Annotated in this window: 24 protein-coding genes; 8 read left to right on the forward strand and 16 right to left on the reverse strand. The window is 73.2% G+C overall.

Annotated elements, in window-relative coordinates; all coding sequences use genetic code 11:
* Positions 1–32 precede the first annotated feature (32 nt).
* The gene (locus tag ABD249_RS13635; RefSeq protein WP_344344472.1) at positions 33–776 is read right to left on the reverse strand and encodes a hypothetical protein; all 744 of its coding nucleotides are present in this window, start codon (positions 774–776) and stop codon (positions 33–35) included.
* Positions 777–965: 189 nt separating this feature from the next.
* Between ABD249_RS13635 and ABD249_RS13640 the strand changes: the two genes are divergently transcribed.
* The 4 genes from ABD249_RS13640 (at position 966) to ABD249_RS13655 (ending at position 4,871) form a co-directional block, all read left to right on the forward strand.
* A complete protein-coding gene (locus ABD249_RS13640; protein WP_344344473.1) occupies positions 966–1,979 on the forward strand; it encodes an iron-siderophore ABC transporter substrate-binding protein in 1,014 nt (337 codons plus the stop codon).
* A gap of 80 nt (positions 1,980–2,059) precedes the next feature.
* Positions 2,060–3,010: a FecCD family ABC transporter permease gene (locus ABD249_RS13645; RefSeq protein WP_344344475.1), complete on the forward strand. Its 951-nt coding sequence runs from the start codon at positions 2,060–2,062 to the stop codon at positions 3,008–3,010.
* Positions 3,010–4,044 carry a FecCD family ABC transporter permease gene (locus ABD249_RS13650; RefSeq protein ID WP_344344477.1) on the forward strand — a complete coding sequence of 345 codons (1,035 nt, stop codon included), beginning with the start codon at positions 3,010–3,012 and terminating at the stop codon, positions 4,042–4,044. The genes ABD249_RS13645 and ABD249_RS13650 overlap by 1 nt, the downstream gene beginning before the upstream one ends.
* Entirely contained in the window at positions 4,041–4,871 is an 831-nt protein-coding gene (locus ABD249_RS13655) for an ABC transporter ATP-binding protein (RefSeq protein WP_425546342.1), read from the forward strand. Before ABD249_RS13650 ends, ABD249_RS13655 begins: the two co-directional genes overlap by 4 nt.
* Before the next feature lie 9 nt (positions 4,872–4,880).
* On the opposite strand, the gene ABD249_RS13660 is transcribed toward ABD249_RS13655, so the two are convergent.
* The 12 genes from ABD249_RS13660 to ABD249_RS13715 all read right to left on the reverse strand — a co-directional run bounded on the left by ABD249_RS13660 (position 4,881) and on the right by ABD249_RS13715 (position 15,047).
* Positions 4,881–5,621, reverse strand: a complete 741-nt coding sequence (locus tag ABD249_RS13660; protein WP_344344479.1) for a hypothetical protein — start codon at positions 5,619–5,621, stop codon at positions 4,881–4,883.
* Positions 5,622–5,668: 47 nt separating this feature from the next.
* A complete protein-coding gene (locus ABD249_RS13665) occupies positions 5,669–6,268 on the reverse strand; it encodes a CoA-binding protein (RefSeq protein ID WP_344344480.1) in 600 nt (199 codons plus the stop codon).
* Complete coding sequence (locus ABD249_RS13670) at positions 6,265–7,557, reverse strand: O-acetylhomoserine aminocarboxypropyltransferase/cysteine synthase family protein (protein ID WP_344344481.1); 1,293 nt, start codon at positions 7,555–7,557, stop codon at positions 6,265–6,267. Before ABD249_RS13670 ends, ABD249_RS13665 begins: the two co-directional genes overlap by 4 nt.
* A gap of 167 nt (positions 7,558–7,724) precedes the next feature.
* Entirely contained in the window at positions 7,725–8,831 is a 1,107-nt protein-coding gene (locus ABD249_RS13675) for an FUSC family protein (RefSeq protein WP_344344483.1), read from the reverse strand.
* Between the two features lie 100 nt (positions 8,832–8,931).
* Positions 8,932–9,369 carry an iron chaperone gene (locus ABD249_RS13680; protein WP_344344485.1) on the reverse strand — a complete coding sequence of 146 codons (438 nt, stop codon included), beginning with the start codon at positions 9,367–9,369 and terminating at the stop codon, positions 8,932–8,934.
* The gene (locus ABD249_RS13685; RefSeq protein ID WP_344344487.1) at positions 9,366–9,785 is read right to left on the reverse strand and encodes a VOC family protein; all 420 of its coding nucleotides are present in this window, start codon (positions 9,783–9,785) and stop codon (positions 9,366–9,368) included. The genes ABD249_RS13680 and ABD249_RS13685 overlap by 4 nt, the downstream gene beginning before the upstream one ends.
* Before the next feature lie 4 nt (positions 9,786–9,789).
* A complete protein-coding gene (locus ABD249_RS13690; RefSeq protein WP_344344489.1) occupies positions 9,790–10,242 on the reverse strand; it encodes a helix-turn-helix transcriptional regulator in 453 nt (150 codons plus the stop codon).
* A 96-nt stretch (positions 10,243–10,338) separates the two neighbouring features.
* Positions 10,339–10,545 (reverse strand): hypothetical protein, encoded by a 207-nt coding sequence (locus tag ABD249_RS13695; RefSeq protein ID WP_344344491.1) that lies wholly within the window; start codon positions 10,543–10,545, stop codon positions 10,339–10,341.
* Between the two features lie 540 nt (positions 10,546–11,085).
* Positions 11,086–11,931 (reverse strand): transglutaminase family protein, encoded by an 846-nt coding sequence (locus ABD249_RS13700; RefSeq protein WP_344344493.1) that lies wholly within the window; start codon positions 11,929–11,931, stop codon positions 11,086–11,088.
* The gene (locus ABD249_RS13705; RefSeq protein ID WP_344344495.1) at positions 11,928–12,857 is read right to left on the reverse strand and encodes an alpha-E domain-containing protein; all 930 of its coding nucleotides are present in this window, start codon (positions 12,855–12,857) and stop codon (positions 11,928–11,930) included. Before ABD249_RS13705 ends, ABD249_RS13700 begins: the two co-directional genes overlap by 4 nt.
* Entirely contained in the window at positions 12,851–14,494 is a 1,644-nt protein-coding gene (locus ABD249_RS13710; RefSeq protein ID WP_344344497.1) for a circularly permuted type 2 ATP-grasp protein, read from the reverse strand. Before ABD249_RS13710 ends, ABD249_RS13705 begins: the two co-directional genes overlap by 7 nt.
* A 97-nt stretch (positions 14,495–14,591) precedes the next feature.
* On the reverse strand, positions 14,592–15,047 hold the full coding sequence (locus ABD249_RS13715) for a MarR family winged helix-turn-helix transcriptional regulator (protein WP_344344499.1): 456 nt from the start codon (positions 15,045–15,047) through the stop codon (positions 14,592–14,594).
* 174 nt (positions 15,048–15,221) lie between these two features.
* On the opposite strand from ABD249_RS13715, the gene ABD249_RS13720 reads away from it, so the two are divergent.
* Positions 15,222–15,527: a DUF7882 family protein gene (locus tag ABD249_RS13720; protein WP_344344501.1), complete on the forward strand. Its 306-nt coding sequence runs from the start codon at positions 15,222–15,224 to the stop codon at positions 15,525–15,527.
* A gap of 73 nt (positions 15,528–15,600) precedes the next feature.
* On the opposite strand, the gene ABD249_RS13725 is transcribed toward ABD249_RS13720, so the two are convergent.
* The 3 genes from ABD249_RS13725 to wrbA all read right to left on the reverse strand — a co-directional run bounded on the left by ABD249_RS13725 (position 15,601) and on the right by wrbA (position 17,841).
* A complete protein-coding gene (locus ABD249_RS13725) occupies positions 15,601–16,050 on the reverse strand; it encodes a MarR family transcriptional regulator (RefSeq protein ID WP_344344503.1) in 450 nt (149 codons plus the stop codon).
* Between the two features lie 259 nt (positions 16,051–16,309).
* Positions 16,310–17,176 (reverse strand): hypothetical protein, encoded by an 867-nt coding sequence (locus tag ABD249_RS13730; protein ID WP_344344505.1) that lies wholly within the window; start codon positions 17,174–17,176, stop codon positions 16,310–16,312.
* A gap of 65 nt (positions 17,177–17,241) precedes the next feature.
* A complete protein-coding gene (gene wrbA, locus ABD249_RS13735; RefSeq protein WP_344344507.1) occupies positions 17,242–17,841 on the reverse strand; it encodes an NAD(P)H:quinone oxidoreductase in 600 nt (199 codons plus the stop codon).
* Positions 17,842–18,026: 185 nt separating this feature from the next.
* Between wrbA and ABD249_RS13740 the strand changes: the two genes are divergently transcribed.
* From ABD249_RS13740 to ABD249_RS13750, 3 genes are all read left to right on the forward strand, one after another.
* The gene (locus ABD249_RS13740; RefSeq protein WP_344344509.1) at positions 18,027–18,272 is read left to right on the forward strand and encodes a dodecin family protein; all 246 of its coding nucleotides are present in this window, start codon (positions 18,027–18,029) and stop codon (positions 18,270–18,272) included.
* A 136-nt stretch (positions 18,273–18,408) separates the two neighbouring features.
* Entirely contained in the window at positions 18,409–19,167 is a 759-nt protein-coding gene (locus tag ABD249_RS13745; protein ID WP_344344511.1) for an inositol monophosphatase family protein, read from the forward strand.
* 185 nt (positions 19,168–19,352) lie between these two features.
* Positions 19,353–20,576, forward strand: a complete 1,224-nt coding sequence (locus tag ABD249_RS13750) for an alpha-hydroxy acid oxidase (protein WP_425546343.1) — start codon at positions 19,353–19,355, stop codon at positions 20,574–20,576.
* Positions 20,577–20,589 lie beyond the last annotated feature (13 nt).

Here is a 20,589-nt window from a genome sequence, read left to right on the forward strand (position 1 = left end):
GACGGCGGGGGCCTCGTCGCGTCCCGGGCGCGTCAGTGCGGGAGGCGGTGCTGCCGCACGGCGGACGACCAGCCGTGCCCCTCGGGCTCGACCTCAGGATCGGCCGGGCGCCGGGCGTGCGCGAGGAACCACCACGCCACCATGCCGATCGCCGCCGCGATCGCGACGTTCATCGCGCACGCGACGACGATGGCGACGATCGTGCCCACGAGCGCGCCGCCGCCGTCGGACAGGCCCGCGGCGCCGCGCTCGAGCAGGGGCGACAGCAGGCTCGAGAAGGGCGCCGTGAAGACGCTGAGCACGACGCGACCCGCGATGGCGATGCCGAACGCGGCGAGCGTGAGCCGAACGGGCTGCGCGAACCCCGCGGCGCGCAGCGTGCGCACGCTCACGAGCCCGCCGAGGGCGATCGCCGACGGCCCGACCACGAGCAGGGCGGCCGCGATCCACGGCCACGGCCCGGCGTAGAGCTGCTCGATCGTCGCGCCCGCGACCGTCGCGTCGACCTCGGCCGGCAGCGACGAGAGCCACCGCACGAACGACTCGACGACGAGCGGCAGGAGCAGCAGCAGGATGCCGAGGCCGGCGAGGTCGACGCCGACGAGCATGATCGTGCCGCCGAGCCCGCCCGCGAGGCGCGCGCGCGTCGCCCGCTCGGGCGGCAGCGGCGGCCTGGGCGGCGGGGCGACGGATGCGGCGTAGGCGCGCTGCGCCGCGAGGTTCGGCACGTGGGAGGACGCGGAGGAGCCGAGCTCCATGCGCTGTCCGGTCGTCACCTCCCCATCGTGCTCGACGCGCCTGGAGAGACCTTGGGAGCGGGGCACGACGGTCGACCTCGGGTGACGTCCACGAGGCGTGCGACGCGGCTGGGAGCGCCGGGATCGGCAAGGTTAGGCTACCCTCAGTCCGTACCCGCACGGCCTCGACGACGCAGCCGGGCACCCAGACCGATCGAAGGCCCTCCCATGCAGCGAGCCCTGAGGCTCACCCTCGCCCTCCCCGTCGTGGCCGTCCTGGCCGCCTGCTCCTCGTCGGCGCCCGCCGACCCGGGCTCCGGGGCCGCCGGCGACGACGTGATCACGATCGAGCACGCGTTCGGCACGACCGAGATCCCGGGCACGCCCGAGCGCGTCGCGACGGTGAACTGGGCGAACCAGGACATCGCGCTGTCGCTCGGCGTCGTGCCCGTCGGCATGGCCGCGCAGACCTACGGCGACGACGACGGCGACGGCATCCTGCCGTGGACGGCAGAGGCCCTCGACGAGCTCGGGGGCGAGGCGCCCGTGCTCTTCGACGAGACCGACGGCATCGACTTCGAGGCCGTCGCCGAGTCCGACCCCGACGTCATCCTCGCGGCCTACTCGGGCCTCACCGAGGAGGACTACGCGACGCTCAGCGAGATCGCCCCCACCGTCGCCTACCCCGAGTACGCGTGGGGCACGCCATGGCGCGAGTCGCTCGCCGTCACGGGCGAGGCGCTCGGCCTCGAGGACGAGGCGGCCGCCGTGGAGGCCGACATCGACGAGCAGGTCGCGGCGGCCGCCGACGGCGCCGCGTTCGCCGGTCTGTCGGGTGCGATGCTCTTCGTCGACCCGACCGACCTGTCGACGATCAGCGCCTACACGCCGCTCGACACCCGCATCCAGCTCCTCGACGAGCTGGGGCTCGCGCCCGCGCCGTCGGTCGAGACCCTCGGCGAGGACAACGCCGGCCAGTTCTTCGGCACCGTGAGCGCCGAGCAGGCCGACACGTTCGACGACGTCGACCTCATCGTCGCCTACGGCGACCAGACGCTCCTCGACCAGCTGCAGGCCGACCCGCTGCTCGGCACGATCCCCGCGATCCAGCGCGGCGCCGTCGCCCTGCTCACCGACGGCACGCCCCTCGCGGCCGCCCTCACGCCGACGCCCCTCTCGATCCCCTGGGCCCTCGACGAGTACGTCGCGGTGTTCGACGCCGCAGCGCAGAACGCGCAGTGACGCAGCTCGCGGTCGCCGACCGGCGAACCGCAGGCCGCGCGACGAGGACCACGATCGCCTTCGCGGCATGCGGAGCGATCGTGGTCCTCGCCATCGTGGCGTCGCTCGCCCTCGGGGTGCGCGACGTCGACCCGCTCACCGCGCTGCGCGCGGTGCTCGACCCGTCCATCGGCACCATCGATGCGATCGCGGTGCGCGAGCGCATCCCCCGCACGGTGCTCGGCCTGCTCGTCGGCGCCGCGCTCGGCCTCGCCGGCTCCCTCATGCAGGGCGTGACGCGCAACCCGCTCGCCGACCCCGGCATCCTCGGCGTCAACGGCGGCGCCGCCCTCGCCGTCGTCATCGGCATCGCCTTCCTCGGCATCGTCTCGCCGTGGCAGTACCTGTCGCTCGCGCTCGTGGGCGCCGCGCTCGCCGCCGCCTTCGTCTACGTCGTCGGCTCGATCGGCCGCGGCGGCCCGACCCCCATCAAGCTCGCGCTCGCCGGCGCCGCGACGAGCGCCGCCCTCGCCTCCCTCGTCTCGGCGATCCTCCTGCCGCGCACCGACGTGCTCACGATCTTCCGCCAGTGGCAGATCGGCGGGATCGGCGGTGCCGAGTGGGATCGCATGCTCGTGATCGCGCCCGTCATCGGCATCGCCGTCGTCGTCGGGCTGCTGAGCGCCCCGGCCCTCGACGCCATGGCCCTCGGCGAGCAGGCCGCGAAGGGCCTCGGCGTCGACGTCGGCCCGTGGCGCCTCACCGCCGCCGTCGCCGGCGTCGTGCTGTGCGGCGCGGGTACGGCGCTCGCCGGCCCGATCGGCTTCATCGGCCTCGTCGTGCCGCACGTCCTGCGCCTCCTCGTCGGCGCCAACCATCGTGCGCTGCTGCCCGCGTCGCTGCTGGGCGGAGCGGGCCTGCTGCTGCTCGCCGACGTCGTCGGCAGGCTCATCCAGGACACCGCCGAGGTCGAGGCCGGCATCGTCGCCGCGTTCGTCGGCGCCCCCGTGCTCATCGTCATCGCCCGCCGCTCGCGGATGCAGGGGCTGTGATGGCCGTCTCGACCCTCGACGTCGCGGCGCTCGCCGCATCCCGCCGCCGCCGCGGCCGCCGCACGCGCATCGTCGTCGGCATCCTCGCGGGCTCCGTGCTGACGCTCCTGCTGCTGTCGGTCATGCTCGGCGACACCATCTACTCGCCGCTCGACGTCGTCGGCGTGGCGGTCGGCGCCGACGTCGACGGCGCCTTCACGATCGGCACGCTGCGGATGCCGCGCGCGGTCATGGCGATGCTCGCGGGCTTCGCGTTCGGCATCGCCGGCGTCACGACCCAGCGGCTGCTGCGCAATCCGCTCGCGAGCCCCGACATCATCGGCATCACCGCGGGCGCATCGGCCGCTGCGGTCTTCGGCATCCTCGTGCTGCGCTGGTCGGGGGCGTCGGTCGCGCTCCTGGCGCTCGTCGTGGGCCTGCTGACCGCCGGCATCATCCTCGCCGTCTCCGTCGGCTCCGCCGCGAGCGCGCGCATCATCCTCGTCGGCATCGGCATCGGCGCCATGCTCGACGCCGTCGTCGGCTGGCTGCTGCTGCGCGCCTCGTCGTTCGACGTGCCGACGGCGATGCGCTGGCTGTCCGGATCCCTCAACGGCATGCGTTGGGACGACGTGATCTGGCTCGTGGTCGCCCTCGCGCTCTTCGCGCCGCTGCTCCTCGTCCTCTCCACGCGGCTGCCGCAGCTCGAGCTCGGCGACGCCGCGGCGATCGGACTCGGGGTGCGCGCCTCGCGCGTGCGCCTCCTGCTGCTGCTCGGCGCCGTCGCGCTGTCCGCCGTCGCCACGAGCGCCACGGGACCCATCGCCTTCGTCGCCTTCCTCGCCGGCCCCATCGCCGCACGCATGACGGGCCCCGGCTCGCGCAGCATCCTGCCCGCGGGCCTCACGGGCGCGACGCTCGTGCTGCTGTGCGACCTGCTGGGCCAGCACGCGTTCGACCTGCGCTTCCCCGTCGGCATCATCACGGGCATCATCGGCGCGCCCTACCTGCTCCTGCTGCTCATGCGACAGAGCCGAACCGGAGGTTCCCTGTGAGCGAGGCTCCCGAGACCGACGCCACCGCACGCACGACGACGTCGCTCGCCGGCGTCGACATCGTCGCCGGCTACGGCGATCGCCCCGTGCTCGACGGCATCGGCATCGCGGTCCCCGCCGGGCGCATCAGCGTCATCATCGGCGCGAACGCGAGCGGCAAGTCGACGCTGCTCGGCGTGCTCGCCCGGCTGCTCAAGCCGTCGACGGGATCGGTCGTGCTCGACGGCGCCGACATCCACGCCATGCCGACGCGGCAGCTCGCCCGCAGGCTCGGCCTGCTGCCGCAGACGCCGATCGTGCCCGAGGGCATCGTCGTCGCCGACCTCGTCTCCCGCGGCCGGCATCCGCACCGCCGCCTGCTGCAGAGCTGGGCGCCCGGCGACGACGCCGCGGTCGCACGTGCGCTCGAGCTCACCGAGACGACCGCGCTCGCCGACCGCCCGGTCGACGAGCTCTCGGGCGGGCAGCGCCAGCGCGTGTGGATCGCGATGGCGCTCGCGCAGGAGACCGAGGTGCTGCTGCTCGACGAGCCGACGACCTTCCTCGACCTCGCGCACCAGGTCGAGGTGCTCGACCTGCTCACCGACCTCAACCGCGCGCGCGGCACGACGATCGCGATGGTGCTGCACGACGTGAACCTCGCGGCCCGCTACGCCGACCACCTCTTCGCCGTGCGCGAGGGCAGGCTCGTCGCCGACGGCCCGCCGTCGGAGGTGCTGACGAGCGACCTCGTGCGCGAGGTGCTCGGGCTCGAGTCGATCGTGGTCGAGGATCCTGTGAGCGGCTCGCCGCTCGTCGTGCCGCGCGGCCGGCACCACGTGCGCTGACGCGGCGCGTCAGGGGGCGGGCTGCGGCCCGCCCGACGTCGACTGCAGGGCTCCGGGCTGCCACGCCGCCGGCTGCCACGGCGCCTGCTGCCACGTCAGGGGCACCCGCGCTCGAAGCGCCGCCGCCATCCCCCACGTCGTGAGCAGACCGATCCCGAGCCATACGCCGGCGGCGGCGACCGCGCCGACGACCACCATCGCCGCAGTCGCGACGATCGTCACCGGCAGCATCTCGAGCGCGGCCCCGGGCCCGTCGAGGCCGTCCACCGTCGGGGTGAGCATGAGCGCCGGCACCCAGGCGACGCCGAGCATCTCCGGGAGTCCGCTCACCGCTGCGACCACCCAGGAGCCGAGGCGTGCGAGCAGCAGACCGAGCAGCAGCACGCCGACCGGGCGGTGCACGCCTGCACGACGCAGGCGTCGCATGCCGGCCACGATCCCGAGCGCGACGAGCCCGCCGCCGACGAGCACGCAGAGGAACCCGATCGCGATGGCGATCGGCGACGCCATGAGGTCGCCCATCTGGCGGAAGTACGCGACGTCCTCGGGCAGGGGCTCGTCGATGCCGGGTCCCGTCAGCGAGAGGCTCCAGAGCCAGAAGGCGGTGAACGCCCAGGCGATGAGCGGGGAGGCCGCGAGCGGCAGGCCGACGCCCACGAGCGCGCCCCCGATGGCGCCAGCACGGCGCGCGGCGCGCGCGTGCTCCGGCGGCAGCGGCGCGGTGGGGAGCGGCGGCGCGACGGCGGTCATGCCGAGAGGCTACGGGTGGATGCTGGACGGGTCGGCTGCGTGGGCGGTCAGCGCAGCGTGCGCCGCGAGCTGATCTGCCCGGTGTCGAAGCCCAGCAGGTGCAGGCCGCCGTGGAATCGGGCGTGCTCGACCTTGATGCAGCGGTCCATCACGACCGTGAGCCCGCGCGCCTCGGCGTCGTACGCGGCCTCCTCGTTCCAGATGCCCAGCTGCACCCAGATGGTGCTCGCGCCGATCGCGACCACGTCGTCGACGACCGACGGGATGTCCGACGCCTTGCGGAACACGACGACGATGTCGGGCACGCCCGGCAGCGACCGCAGGTCGGGGTAGACGGGCTGGCCGAGGATCTCGGTCGCGTTCGGGTTCACGAACCAGACGTCGAGGTCGCTCGACTGCTGCAGGTACGTGCCGACGAAGTACGACGAGCGCGTCGGGTTCGGCGAGGCCCCGACGATCGCGACGGTCTTCGCGGCGCGGAGGATCGCGAGCCGCTGCCTCGCGTCGGGCCCGACCCACGTGCGCTGCGATCGCAGCAGGCGCGCGAGCGGCGACGAGGCGGGCACCGAGCACGTCAGGCCGTTCTGCAGCTGCACGACCTCGGCGTCGCCCTGCGGCTCGTCGACGGCGGTCCGGGTGTCGGTCATCGGTCCTCCGTCGCGCGCGCGAGCGCCTGGTCGAGGTCGTGGATGATGTCGTCGACGTCCTCGAGGCCCACCGAGATGCGCACGAGGCCGGGGCCGACGCCCGCATCCAGCAGCTGCTGCTCGGTGAGCTGCGCGTGCGTCGTGGATCCGGGGTGGATGATGAGCGTCTTCGTGTCGCCGATGTTGGCGACGTGGCTCGCGAGGTCGACGCCCTCGATGAGGCGCTGGCCGACGGCGCGACCGCCGGCGACGTCGAACGAGAACACCGAGCCGGGGCCCTTCGGCAGGTACTTCGCGGCCCGCTCGTGATGCGGGTGCGACGGCAGCCCGGCCCACGAGACGCGCTCGATCCGCGCATCCTGCTCGAGCCACTCGGCCACGGCGCGGGCGTTCTCGACGTGGCTCTGCATGCGCAGCGGCAGCGTCTCGACGCCCTGCGCGAGCTGCGCGGCCGACTGCGCCGACAGCACGGGCCCGATGTCGCGCAGCTGCTCTGCGCGCAGGCGGGTGAGGAACGCGTACTCGCCGAAGTTGCCGTTCCAGGTGATGCCGCCGTAGTGCGGCACGGGCTCGTCGAGCAGCGGGAAGCGGCCGTTCGCCCAGTCGAAGCGGCCCGACTCGACGACGACGCCGCCGAGCGTCGTGCCGTGGCCGCCGAGGAACTTCGTCGCGGAGTGCACGACGATGTCGGCGCCCCACTCGATGGGGCGGTTGAGGTACGGGGTGGCGATCGTCGCGTCGACGACGAGCGGGATGCCGGCGGCGTGCGCGACGTCGGCGAGGCCCTCGAGGTCGGCGACGGCGCCGGAGGGGTTCGACACCGTCTCGACGAACACGAGGCGCGTGCGGTCGGTGATCGCGGCGGCGAAGTCGGCGGGGTCGTCGGAGGCGACGAACGTCGTCTCCACGCCGAAGCGACGCAGCGTGACGTCGAGCTGCGTCACCGTGCCGCCGTAGAGGCTCGAGGCCGCGACGATGTGGTCGCCCGCACCGGCGAGGGCGGCGAACACGATGAACTCGGCGCCGAGGCCCGACGCCGTCGCGAGCGCGCCGATGCCGCCCTCGAGGCTCGCGATGCGCTCCTCGAACGCCGCGACCGTCGGGTTCGACAGCCGCGAGTAGACGTTGCCGTACTTCTGCAGCGCGAAGCGGGCCGCGGCGTCGGCGGAGTCGTCGAACACGAACGCCGTGGACTGGTGGATGGGGAGCGCACGCGATCCGTGCACGGCATCGGGGATGTTGCCTGCGTGGATGGCGCGCGTGCGGAACCCGTACTCGCGATCGGCCATGCAGCCAGGCTAGGCCGTGCGTCCGGCCGCGCGCGCCCGCGCACGTCACGGGGTGTCATGCGCGAGCGGCGGCGATCGCCGCCGCATCCACGCCGCACACGTCACCGGGACGTGCAGCGCGCTCGACGTGCCGCTGACACGTGGATCCGGCGGGCCGGCACGGCCCGTCAGGCGTCGCCCGGCCGCCTCCCCGTCGCCTGCTGCTCGAGCGCCCCGAGGTGGTGCGCGATCGCCCCGACCGCCGCGGCGGCGGCGCGCGTCGGCGGCTCCCACGACAGCAGCAGGCCGCGAGCTCGTTGCGACGTCGACGCGACCGCGCCGGACTCCTGCTCGCCGCCCACCTGCGCGATCGCGAGCGCGCGCAGCGCCTCCGCGACGGCAACGCGGGCCTCGACGGACAGCGCGTCGGGCACGTCGGGCGTGACGCGCTCCTCGGAGACGACGGAGGCGAGCGCCGTGAGGTCGCGCACCCCCGCCTGCAGCGAGCCGAGGGCGCGCTCGCTGCCGCTCACCGCGAAGCGCCCGCCGCGGGCGCGGAGGTTCGCGCGCCGGGTGCGCTGCGCATCCCACAGCGCGTCGCGCACGTCGTCGGCGACGGCCTGCAGCCCGGCGGCGCGCTCCTCGATCGACACGGGCGGCTGCTCGGCGTCCTCCATCGCATCCGCGAGGTCGTCGAGCAGTCGAGCGGTCGCCGACCGCAGCGACTCGAGGTGCGTCTCGACCGGCACGGTGCGCAGCGGCGGCAGCACCGTGAGGTTCACGGCCGCGCCGATCACGACCCCCATGCCGGTGAGCACGACGTAGGCGATGCCGTACGCCTCGGCGTCGCCACCGCCGGCGATGAGCACGAAGATCGCCGCGACCGGCACGTAGTCGCGGCCGGGACCGGGCGGCAGCATGCCGCCGACGAGGATGGCGACGATCACGATGAGCGGCACGGTCACGAGGCCGTGGAGCCCGATGGCGATCGTGCCGATGGCGAGCGCACCGCCGATCAGCAGCCCGAGCACCGTCTGCCAGCCGGTGCGCAGCGACTCGACCGCCGACGGCATCATCGCGACGACGGCGCCGAAGGGCGCGTAGAAGGCGTACTGGTCGAGGAAGCCCGGCATCGACCGCGCGATGAGCCACGCGATCGTCGCGGCGCCCGCGGCCTTCGCGGCGAGCACGAGCCGGTCGCGCGAGGTCAGCGCGCCGAGCGCTCGCCTCGCCACGCGACGCGGTCGGCTCCCAGCCTCGCCCGCCGCGCCCGACGTCATCGATGCAGCAGCCATCCGCCCGAGCCTAGGAAGGTCGCAGCGTTCGCGCCGGGCCCTTGCGACGCGCGCGGCGGACGTGCCAGGCGTCTCGACCGTTCGGCCCCGGCCGAACGGCTCAGGCGGTCGCGACGGCCTTCGCGACGAGCTCGCGCAGCCGCTGCTCGACCGCCGGCGTCACCTCGACGACCGCGAACACCGTCGGCCACATCGGGCCGTCGTCGAGCCGTGCGCCCTCCTGGAATCCGACGGTGCCGTAGCGCGTGCCGAACTTCGACGCCGGCTGGTAGAACACGACGACGCCGCCGTCGTCGGCGTACGACGGGAAGCCGTACCAGGTCTTCGGAGCGAGCTGCGGCGCGACCTCGGTCACGATGCGGTGCAGCGTCGAGGCGACGTCGCGGTCGACGCCGTCGAGCCCGTCGATGGCCTCGACGCACGCCTCGAGCTCGCGTGCGATCCGCGCGGCTCCCTTGAGGCCCTTCGTCGTGCGCAGCTCCTCGGCGCGCTGCTGCATCGCGGCGCGCTCGTCGTCGCTGAATCCGGACTTCGTCATGGGGTGCTCCTGGTCTGCTGGATGCGGATGAGGTTGCCGGCGGGATCCCGCACGGCGGCGTCGCGCAGGCCGTAGTCCTGCTCGATGGGCTCCTGCACGACGTCGGCGCCCGCGGCCTCGAGGGCGGCGAACGTCGCGTCGAGGTCGTCGGTCGCGAGGTTGACGCCGAAGTACGAGCCCTTGGCGACGAGCTCGTCGATGAGCACGCGCTCGTCGTCGGTGAGCTCGCGCGCGACGGTGGCGGGATGCAGCACGATCGCGGTGTCGGGCTGGCCCTCGGGCCCGACGGTGATCCAGCGCATCCGCCCGGCGCCGACGTCGAGCCGCACCTCGAAGCCGAGGACGTCGCGGTAGAACGTCAGCGAGGCCTCCGCGTCGACGTGCGGGAGGAAGCTCGAGTGGATCGTGATGCCCATGCGCCTACCGTACGAGCGCGGGGGCCCTGGCGGCTTCTCGATTCCTCACCGGTCTCGTGAGCATGCGCACGATGCATGGCGGCATCCCCTCCTGGAAGGGCGCGCCCTCGTCGCGGTACACGCTCGGCGGCACGCCGACGAGCTCGGCGAACCGCGTCGAGAACGTGCCGAGCGACTGCCAGCCCACGGCGAGGCCGACCTCCGTCACCGAGAGGTCGCCGCGGCGCAGCAGCACCATCGCACGCTCGATGCGCCGGGTCATGAGGTATCGGTAGGGGGTCTCGCCGAAGGCGATGCGGAACTGCCGCGACAGCGTGCCGGACGCCCGGTGCACCGAGCGGGCGAGGGCATCGAGGTCGAGGGGCTGCGCGTGGTCGCGATCCATCCGGTCGCGCACGCGCCGCATCGCGACGAGGGTCTCGAGGTCGAGCCGTGCCGCATCGCCCGGGCGGGTCATGGCGTCAGCGTACGCGCGCACGACGGACGAGGGGCCGTCCGTGGCGGACGGCCCCTCGTGGGCGGATGCGCGGGCCGGGGCTCGCGCCGTCGGTGGTCATCGCAGCGGCGGGGCGAGCGCGATGAGCCGGAGCGCGTCGCGATCGCGGCGCTCCTCGGCCTCGGCGCGCACGGTCGTCGCGCGTCGGTCGGGGCGGTGCAACGCGATGCGCGCCAGCACCTCGGCGAGCGCCAGGAGCGCACGCCTGGCTGGGCTCGCAGGTCGCACGGATGCGAGCCGCACGGGTCGGGTCAGGGTCGACATGGAGGGTCCTTCGAATGCGGGCGCGACGGCGCGCCGATATGGGGGTGGCCGCATTCGCGAATGCGCGCTCGAGCGCGCGCCGAATGGCGCGCAGAATGCACGCGGCGCGCGAAGGGAATTGCGCGAGGAATGCGATTCGAGCATGCACTCGCGAATGCGAGCGTGATGCGAGCCCGTTGGGCTCGGGATGCGAGCCCGTCGGGCTCGGTGTCGTGACGCGATCACGCCGACGCGTGCTCGGCTCCGCGGCGCGAGCCGGTGCGGCTCAGGCGGGGAGACGGGCGCTGCGTGGGCAGACGATGCACGGGGGCTGCGAGGCGATGCGCCTCACGGCCGGCGGTGCCGACGTGCTCGCGGCGCTAGTGCGACCCGGAGAAGAGCACCGGGCGGATGCGCGTTGCGTTCGTGACCATGGGCTGCTCCTCTCTCGACGGGAATGCGGCGTGCGCCGTGGACGAGAGCGAGCATATCCGCATCATTCGAGAATGCGCAACACCGATCGCGGAATTCATCGAAGGCAGGCGACGAATTCGCGAACCGCTAGGACTCCTTCGTGATCTCCACGGTCACGAACAGCTCGGACCCGCCGGCGCCGGCGTACACGCCGCGCAGCGGCGCGACGTCGTTGTAGTCGCGGCCGTAGCCGACCTTGACGTGGCGCTCGCCGATGTCGATGAGGTTCGTGGGGTCCCACGCCTGCCAGTCGCCCGTGAACCACTCGACCCACGCGTGGGACTCGCCCACGACCGTCTCGCCGATCTGGGCGTTCGGGCGCGGGTGCAGGTAGCCGGAGACGTACTTCGCCGGGATGCCGACGGACCGCAGCGCACCGATGGTCACGTGCGCGATGTCCTGGCAGACGCCCTTGCGCTTCGCCCACGCCTCGTGCGCGTTCGTGTGCACGTGCGTCACGCCCGACATGTACTGCATCTCCTCGCCGACGTAGCGCGCGATGGCCGCGGCCGCCTCGCCGGGGGTCTCGGTCTCGTCGACGAACCTGCGGGCGCGCTCGGCGAGGTCGTCGAGTGGCCGCGTCCGGTCGGTCTGGCCCAGCTGCTCGACGTACGTCGTCGCGCGACGCGACACCTTCGCGAGCTGCTCCCACGTGATGTCGTGCCCGCCGGTCAGGCGCGGGCGCACCTCCACGAGGCTCGTCGCGGTCAGCTGCAGCTCGGTGTGCGGCGAGAGCACGTCGAACGACGTGACCTTGGTGCCCCAGTAGTCCTCGTAGGTGTTGACGGACGTCGAGGGGCGCACGTCGAGGTTCGAGTAGATGACGAACTGCCCGTCGCTCGTCGACGGCAGCATGCGCGCCTCGTTGTACGACGCGACGGCGGGCGCCTTGTAGCGGTAGCCGGTGGTGTGGCGGATGCGGATGCGGCTCATGCTCGCTCTCCCACCCATGCGGGCAGGTTGTGGGTCGGGAAGTAGCGCTCGCGCACCGCCTCCGAGACCTTGGTGGTCGTGGTCTGCACCGCGTCCATGACGCTCGGCAGGTCGGCGATGATCTCGCCGATGGGTCGGAACTCGAGCTCGGCGCGCACCTGGCCGAGCATGCGCTGCGCGCTGTCGCCGTAGCCGACTCGCTCGTGGCGCGGCTCGATGTCGCGCAGGCACTGCTCGGCGCGCAGGACGCTGAACAGGATCGAGCGGGGGAAGAGGCGGTCGAGCATGAGGAACTCGGCGGCGTTCGTCGAGGACGGCACGCCGCGATACGTGCGCAGGTACGCCTCGTAGGCGCCCACGGAGCGCAGGATCGTCGTCCACGACGGTCCGGCGTCCTCGGTGAGCGCGCGCGTCGCGAGCAGGCGCGCCGTCATGTCGGCGCGCTCGAGCGAGCGGCCGAGGGTCATGAACGACCAGGCGTCGTCGCGGCTCGCGGTCGAGTCGGCGATGCCGGTCGCGAGCGCGGCGCGCTCGCGCACCCAGCCGAACAGCTCGTGCACCTTCTCGCCCGACACGCGCCTGGGCATGCCCGAGTGCGTCGTGTTGAGCACCTCCCACAGCTCGGTGGAGATGATCTCGCGGGCGCGACGGGCGTTCTCGCGGGCGGCGTTGACGGAGTACGCGATCGACGTGGTCTCCATGCGGTCGATCGCGAGCGACGCGATGACGTCGCCGCGGCGCAGCGTGCGGTCTGGCGGCGCGTCGTTGCCCATGACGGCCAGCAGCGCACGGCACGCGGTGTCCTCGTCGACGAACGTGTCCTCGAGCAGCAGCTGCAGGTAGACGTCGAGGATGCGGGCGGTGCCGTCGGCCCGCTCGATGTAGCGGCCGATCCAGAACAGGCTCTCGGCGATGCGACTCAGCATGCTGGCACTCCGTCCTCGTCGCGCAGCTGCTGCTGCTGCTCGGCCTGCCGGGTGCTCGCGGCATCCTGCGGGCTCTGGTCCTGGCGGTGCTCGTGCCCGACGATGCTGATCGGCCTGGTCATGGGCTCGCCCGACCCGCCGAACTCGTCGTCGGCGTCGACGCTCGCGACCGGCTCGCGCGGGTCGCCGAGCACCCACGTGTCCTTCGACCCGCCGCCCTGCGACGAGTTCACGACCAGCTGCCCCTCGGGCAGCGCCACGCGGGTGAGGCCGCCGGGCAGGACCCACACGTCGTGGCCGTCGTGCACCGCGAAGGGTCGCAGGTCGACGTGGCGGGGCCGCATGCCGTCCTCGACGAGGGTGGGGATGGTCGACAGCTGCACGACGGGCTGCGCGATCCAGCCGCGCGGGTCGGCGATGAGGCGTGCGCGCAGCTCGTCGAGCTCCTCGGGCGTCGCGTCGGGGCCGACGACGAGGCCCTTGCCGCCCGATCCGTCGACGGGCTTCACGACGAGCTCGTGGAGCCTCGACAGCACCTCCTCGAGCGCACCCTCGTCCTCGAGTCGCCACGTGTCGACGTTCTTGAGGATGGGCTCCTCGCCGAGGTAGTAGCGGATGAGCTCGGGCACGTACGTGTAGACGAGCTTGTCGTCGGCGATGCCGTTGCCGACCGCGTTCGCGATCGTGACGTTGCCGAGGCGCGCCGCGAGCATCAGCCCGGGGCTGCCGAGCATCGAGTCGGGGCGGAACTGCAGCGGGTCGAGGTACTCGTCGTCGACGCGGCGGTAGATGACGTCGACGCGCGTCGGGCCGTTCGTCGTGCGCATGTAGACGCGGCCGCCACTCGTGAACAGGTCACGGCCCTCGACGAGCTCGACGCCCATGAGTCGGGCGAGCAGCGTGTGCTCGAAGTACGCGGAGTTGAAGACGCCGGGGGTGAGGACGACCACCGTCGGGTTCTCGACGCCCGCGGGCGCCGACGCGCGCAGCGCCTGCAGCAGCCGGTCGGGGTACTCGCCGACGGGGCGCACGCGCATCGACGAGAACATCTCCGGCAACGTCTGCGCGATCATGCGTCGGTTCGAGATGACGTACGAGACGCCGGAGGGCACGCGCACGTTGTCCTCGAGCACGCGCCACTCGCCCTCCTGGTCGCGGATGAGGTCGATGCCCGAGACGTGGATGCGCACGCCGTTCGCGCCCGCGACGCCCGCCGCCTGGCGGTGGAAGTGGGTCGACGACGAGATCAGGGCTGCGGGGATGATGCCGTCCTCGACGGCGCGCTGCGGGCCGTACATGTCGGCGAGGAACGCCTCGAGCGCGAGGACGCGCTGCCTGACGCCCGACTCGACGTGCGCCCAGTCCTCGCTCGTGATGATGCGCGGCACGGGATCGAGCGGGAAGGGGCGCTCCTCGCCGGCGAAGTCGAACGTGACGCCCTGCGCGAGGTAGGAGCGGGCGAGCGCGTCGGCGCGGCCGCGCAGCTCCTGCTGCGTCATGTCCTCGAGGGCCGTGTGGATCTCGCGGTACGGGGTGCGAGGGGTGCCCGACTCGTCGAACATCTCGTCCCACGGGGTGCCCGTGCGCCTCGGAGGATTCGCGAAGGGCTTGTCGTAGTCGTCGAACAGGTCACCCATGTCGCGAGCCTAGCGGGGCTCGTGTTTCGAGCCCGTGTCGGCACGGAGCGCGTGGATCCGTGGATGCGGGTGCGCGCGGGAGGGCGGGAGGTCGCGATCAGCTCGGGTCGCCCGAGGTGACCTCGGTGCGGTCGACGACCTCGCGCAGCTCCTCGAGCACGTCGGTCACGAACGCCGCCTGCTCGTCGGTGAGCCGGCGGGTCACCTCGCGGATGCGGTCGGTCAGGAGGTCGTCGCCGCCGAGGTGGTCGTTGCGGCTCACGGGCATCACGACGCGTCGCCGGCCGTCGCCGGGGTGGCGCAGCGTGCGCACGAGGCCCTGGCGCTCGAGGCGTCGCAGCATGATCGAGATCGCCGAGCGGCTGAGGCCGACGTAGTCGGCGAGGTCGGACGGCGTCGCTGGATCGCCGGCGTCGGAGCGCTCGAACGTGTGGCGCAGCACGGCGCGCTCGGTCGCGCCGGGCTTCGAGGCGGCCTCGCGTCGGCGGTCGAGCCGCAACTCGGCGAGGCGGAGCTCCTCGATCGCGTACGCGACGCTCGTCGGGTCATCCATGCCCGACACCCCCTCGTCCCCGCGTGCCTTCGTCGGGTCCAGCACAGCGGAGCCGGACCGAGATCGTTGCGTCTCGCAACCATCTCGATCAGCGTACAAGTACCGTCGTCGCGACGGCCGTACCCCGATGCCCCCGTCTCCGGGGTAGAAGGACCTCGCGAGACAGGAGCAGCGATGGGAACCCTGCACTACGGAACGGCGAGCTTCGAGCTCGACGACGACGCCCTGCGGCACTTCACCGTGGTCATGGTGACCAAGATGCGACGCAAGGAGCCGTTCCTCGTGCGCGTCCGCAGCGACGACGCGGCGAGGGAGCGGCTGTGGCTGCGCTGCGCCGCCGACGTCGTCATCCGCACCTCCGGCGCCGGCGCCGGCCTCGAGCCCGCCCGGCTCGAGCACATGATGCACGAGGCCAACCACGCCGAGGGCGTCGACCTGTGCGCACCCTGGCGCACGCGGCAGCGGGTCGGCCGACGATGACGGCCGTGCTCCATCCGACTGCGCACGACGAGCACGATCTGCCGCGACCCGTCGGCGCGACGGCGAGGCGCGCCTAGGCGTCGACCTCGTCGATCGCCCGTCGCAGCCCCTCGAGGAAGGTGACGAGGAAGGCCGCCTGCTCGGACGTGAGCCGCTCGGTGATCGCGCGGATGTCGTCGACGAGCTCGGCGTCGCCGGCGAGGAGGTCGACGTGCGGCGCCGGCACGACGATGCGTCGGCGCCCGTCGCGCGCGTGCCGCTGCCTGCGCACGAGCCCATGCTCCTCGAGCCGCCGGAGCGCGACCGACACGGTCGGTCGCGTCAGGCCCGCGAGCTCGGCGATGCGCGACGGGGTCGCAGGCTCGTCCGCATCCGCCTGCTCGACGACGTGTCGCAGCACGGCGCGCTCCACCGATCGAGGGCGCGCGGAGGCGCTGCGGCGACGCTGCAGCGACGCCTCCGCGGCCCGCAGCGATGCGAGCGCGTGCGCCACCTCCGGCGCCGTCTCCTCGAGGGCGGGCACGAGGAGCTCGTCCCATGCCCGGTGTCCGTACGTTCCCACTCGCGACTCTCGACTCGGTGATGGTTGCTCACTGAAAACGACTACTTCCTGCGTGATCCGCGCGGGAAGATCCCCAGTCAATCAGGACATCAGACGAGATAGTTGAGCCACGGGTGGTTCACATCCGAAATCATTAAACCCGGACGAGAGGACATGCGGGAGGGACCCTCGCGCGGGGCGCGAGACGGTGGGCGTCGGCGGCGAGGCGACGACGGCGGGATCAGCCCAGGCGCGCCTCGACGCCGATGCGCTCCCCGGCCTCGACACGCACGTCCGTGAGACGCACGCCAGCCGGCAGCTGGGCCGCGAGGTCGATCGGCTCGCGCACGCGATCCTCGATGCGGCCCCGGACCGCGCCGAGCAGGCCTGCGACGAGCACGTTCGACGACGTGACGCGCAGGTCCTCGACGTGCACGCGCAGCGCGTCGTCGACGCGAAGGGTCGCGGACGCCGACGCGGGCGCACCCAGGAAGCCCTTCTTGACGCGTGCGTCCATCTCGGCACGCACCGTGCGCGGGCCGTCGGACGTGAGGCGGACGTCGAGCTCGCGCAGCTCGACCCCCTGCTCGGCGGCGGTGCGCTCCGCGATGCCCCGCACGACCTCGACGAGCTCGGCCTGCGGCGCCTCGACGCGCAGATGCCCGCGCACCGGGTGCGCCTCGTCGGGCTCGACGACGTCGAGGCCGACCGTGCCGCCCGCGACCTCGACCCAGCGGATGCGCAGGTCCTCGAGCGTCAGCCCGAGCTCGACGGGCACGCCCTCGACGTGGATGGGATGCGCGCGCACCGTGAGCAGCCGCAGCACGCCCGGCTCGGAGGCGATGACGTCTGCCGCGCTCGTGGGCAGCAGGTCGCCCACGCCGGCGTCGTCGGCGAGGAGGCCGTCGAGCCGCACGCCCGTGCCGTCGAGGTCGAGCGAGACGACGTCGGCGCCCTCGACCGTCGCGACGAGGCCGTCGAGCAGCCGCTCGACGCCGGGTCGCAGCGCGTCGGTCGCGTCGCGCAGCACCGCGGTGCGGATGCGGGCGACGAGGTCGTCGCCGGTCGTGGGTCGCGGGGCAGGGCCGAGTTCCAGGTGCTCGCTCATCGACGACAGGCTAGGCGGTCGCGACGTGGACGCGCCGAGAGGGCGCGCCCACGTCGCGGCACGGGTCAGTCGACGAGCCGCGCGCCGATCTCTGCGAGCCGACGACCCTGGTAGCGCGCGGCGGCGAGCACGGCCGTCGACGGCGGCTCGCCCTCGGTGCCCGTCGCGTGGCTCGTGCCGTACGGGTTGCCGCCCGCCGCGTAGAGGAGGTCGTCGGTGTAGCCGGGCGGGACGATGACGCTGCCCCAGTGGTAGAAGACGTTGTTGAGCGCGAGGATCGTCGACTCGAGGCCGCCGTGCGCGTTCATCGCCGACGTGAAGCTCGTGACGGCCTTGCCCGCCATGACGCCTCGGCCCCACGGCCCGCTCGCCGAGTCGATGTACTGCTTCAGCTGCGCCGCCGGCAGCCCGAAGCGCGTCGGCGTGCCGAACGCGTACGCGTCGGCCCACTCGAGGTCGTCGAGCGTCGCCTCCTCGACGGCGGGCGCCACCTCGTCGACGTGGGCGCGCCATGCGGGGTTCGAGTCGATCGCGGCCTCGGGCGCGAGCTCGGCGACGCGGCGCAGACGCACCTCGGCCCCTGCCTCCTCCGCTCCGGCGGCGACCTCCTGCGCGAGGCGGTGGTTCGTGCCCGTCGACGAGTAGTAGATGACGGCGACCTTCATGGTGCGTTCCCTTCGTTCGAGGCTCCAGCGTGCGCAGACCGACGGGATCGCGTCGAGCGCTTGCGCGACGGCGTCGCGGATGCTGCGCATCGCGCGACCCACACGCACGGTGCGATCGCAACGGGGTCCCGGCGTGCGTGCCAGCCGCCGTTGACTGCTGCGCACCGACACGAAGGAGGACGGACATGACCAGCAGCGTCGCCCGGGTGACGACCATCACGAGCCGCTCGGACACGAGCTTCGAGGACGCGATCGCGACGGGGATCGAGCGTGCGAACGCCACCCTGCGGGGCGTCGAGGGCGCGTGGGTCAAGGACCAGACGGTGAGGATCGACGACGGCCGCATCGCCACGTGGCAGGTCGTGCTCGAGATCACCTTCGTGCTCGACGACGCGGGGCGCTCGACCGAGTCGACCGCGCCCGGCCTCTGAGCACCGCGATCTGGATCCTCGACCGCCCCGGCGTCCCGCGACGGCGCCGGGGCGGTCGAGCGCGTGCGGGCCATCCGTCTCGCGCCGCCGCCGCGTGCGCCCGAGCGCCTCGGGCCGCTGCTCCTAGGCTGAACGCGTGACCGACGCCGACCTCGCCATCCGACTCGTCCGCGACGCGGGATCGCTCGCGGCGACCATGCGCGCCGGGGGGCTCGAGGCCAGCTTCAAGACGTCGATCTCGGACGTCGTGACCGCCGCCGACCATGCCGCCGAGGAGCTCGTCGCGCAGGTGCTGCGCGACGAGCGGCCGGACGACGGCGTGCTGGGCGAGGAGGGCGCGTCGACCGCGGGCTCCACGGGCAGGCGATGGGTCGTGGACCCGGTCGACGGCACCTACAACTTCCTCTCGGGCCTCGCGTACTGGTGCAGCGCGATCGCGCTCGAGGATGCCGACGGCGTCGTCGTCGGCGCCGTGCACCAGCCCGTGACGGGCGAGACCTGGGTCGGCGGGCGCGACCTCGCGACGACGCTCGACGGCGTGCCCGTGGCACCGCTCGTCGATCGCTCGCTCGCCGAGGTGAGCCTCGCGACCTACGTGCACCCGACGACGCTCGACGACCCCGACGTCGCGGAGCCGTGGCATGCGATCGTCGGTGGTGCGGCGACGCTGCGCGTGCTCGGGTCGGGGTCGTGCGACCTCGCGGGGGTCGCCGGCGGCCGCATCGGCGTGTGGGCGCAGCATTCGACGGCCGAGTGGGACTGGCTGCCGGGCAAGGCGCTCGTCGAGGCGGCCGGCGGCCGCACCGAGGTGCTCGAGCACCGGGGCCACCGGTGGCACGTCGCCGGCAACGGCCGCGCCGTCGGCGAGCTGCTGACGCTGCTGCTCGCGAGCTGATCGCGGCGCCGCGACGGCCTGCGACGCATCCGTCGCGCGCCGGATCCGCCCTGGGCTCGCGGCGCGAGATGTGCGACCCTGTCGCCGAGAGACGGCGATCCGGTTCCCCTTCGGGCGTCGGATCGCCATGATAGACGTATGACGTCATACCGACGTCGTTCCACCGTACGAAGCCAGGAGCCGCCATGGCCGCGCAGTCCCCGATCGACCTGGTCCGGACGATGATCGACCTGTCGACGATCACGAACCCCGCCGAGACGCGACTGCGACGGGCGTCGAACATCTGGGACCTTCGAGCGATCGCGAAGCGCCGCACCCCGAAGGGGCCGTTCGACTACACCGACGGCGCCGCCGAGGACGAGGTGGGCCTGGCCCGTGCACGCCAGGCGTTCCAGGACATCGAGCTGCATCCCACCGTCCTCGAGGACGTCTCGACGGTCTCCACCGGCTGGGACGTGCTCGGCACCCGCTCCGCGTATCCGCTGGCGATCGCGCCGACCGGGTTCACCCGCCTCATGCACACCGCCGGCGAGACCGCCGGCGCACGCTCGGCCGCCGCCTACGGCATCCCCTTCACCCTCTCGACCCTCGGCACCACCTCGATCGAGCACACCCGCGCCGCCTCCCCCACCGGACGGCTGTGGATGCAGCTCTACATGATGCGCGACCGCTCCCGCTCGATCGAGCTCGTCCACCGCGCGAAGGCCGCCGGCTACGACGCCCTCCACATCACCGTCGACACCCCCGTCGCCGGCGCCCGTCACCGCGACCGCCGCAACGGCATGCAGTTCCCCCCGCGCCTCACCCCCACCGCCATGCTCGACGCCGCACCCAAGGTCGAATGGTGGTGGTCGTTCCTCACCGGCGCCCCCATCGAGTTCGCCGCGATCTCCGAATGGGACGGCACCGTCGCCGAGCTCCTCGACACCATGTTCGACCCGTCCGTCGACTACGACGCCCTCGAAGAGGTCCGCGCCGCCTGGGACGGCCCCATCGTCGTCAAGGGCGTCCAATCCCTCGCCGACGCGAGGCGCCTCGCCGACCTCGGCGTCGACGCCATCACCCTCTCCAACCACGGCGGCCGCCAGCTCGACCGCGCCCCCGTGCCCTTCCTGCTCCTCCCCGAGGTCGCGAAGGAGGTCGGCGCCGACGTCGAGATCCACCTCGACACCGGCATCATGTCCGGCACCGACATCGTCGCCGCCATCGCCCTCGGCGCCCGCTCCACCATGATCGGCCGCGCCTACCTCTACGGCCTCATGGCCGGAGGCCAAGCAGGCGTCAACCGCGCCCTCGCCATCCTCACCGACGAGATCGCCCGCACCATGCGCCTCCTCGGCGTCCACGCCCTCGAAGAGCTCGGACCCCAGCACGTCACCCAGCTTGAACGGCTCCGCCCCCGCCGCTGACGGCCGGCGTCGC

The sequence above is a fragment of the Agrococcus versicolor genome, assembly GCF_039531815.1.
GTDB classification, from domain to species: domain Bacteria; phylum Actinomycetota; class Actinomycetes; order Actinomycetales; family Microbacteriaceae; genus Agrococcus; species Agrococcus versicolor.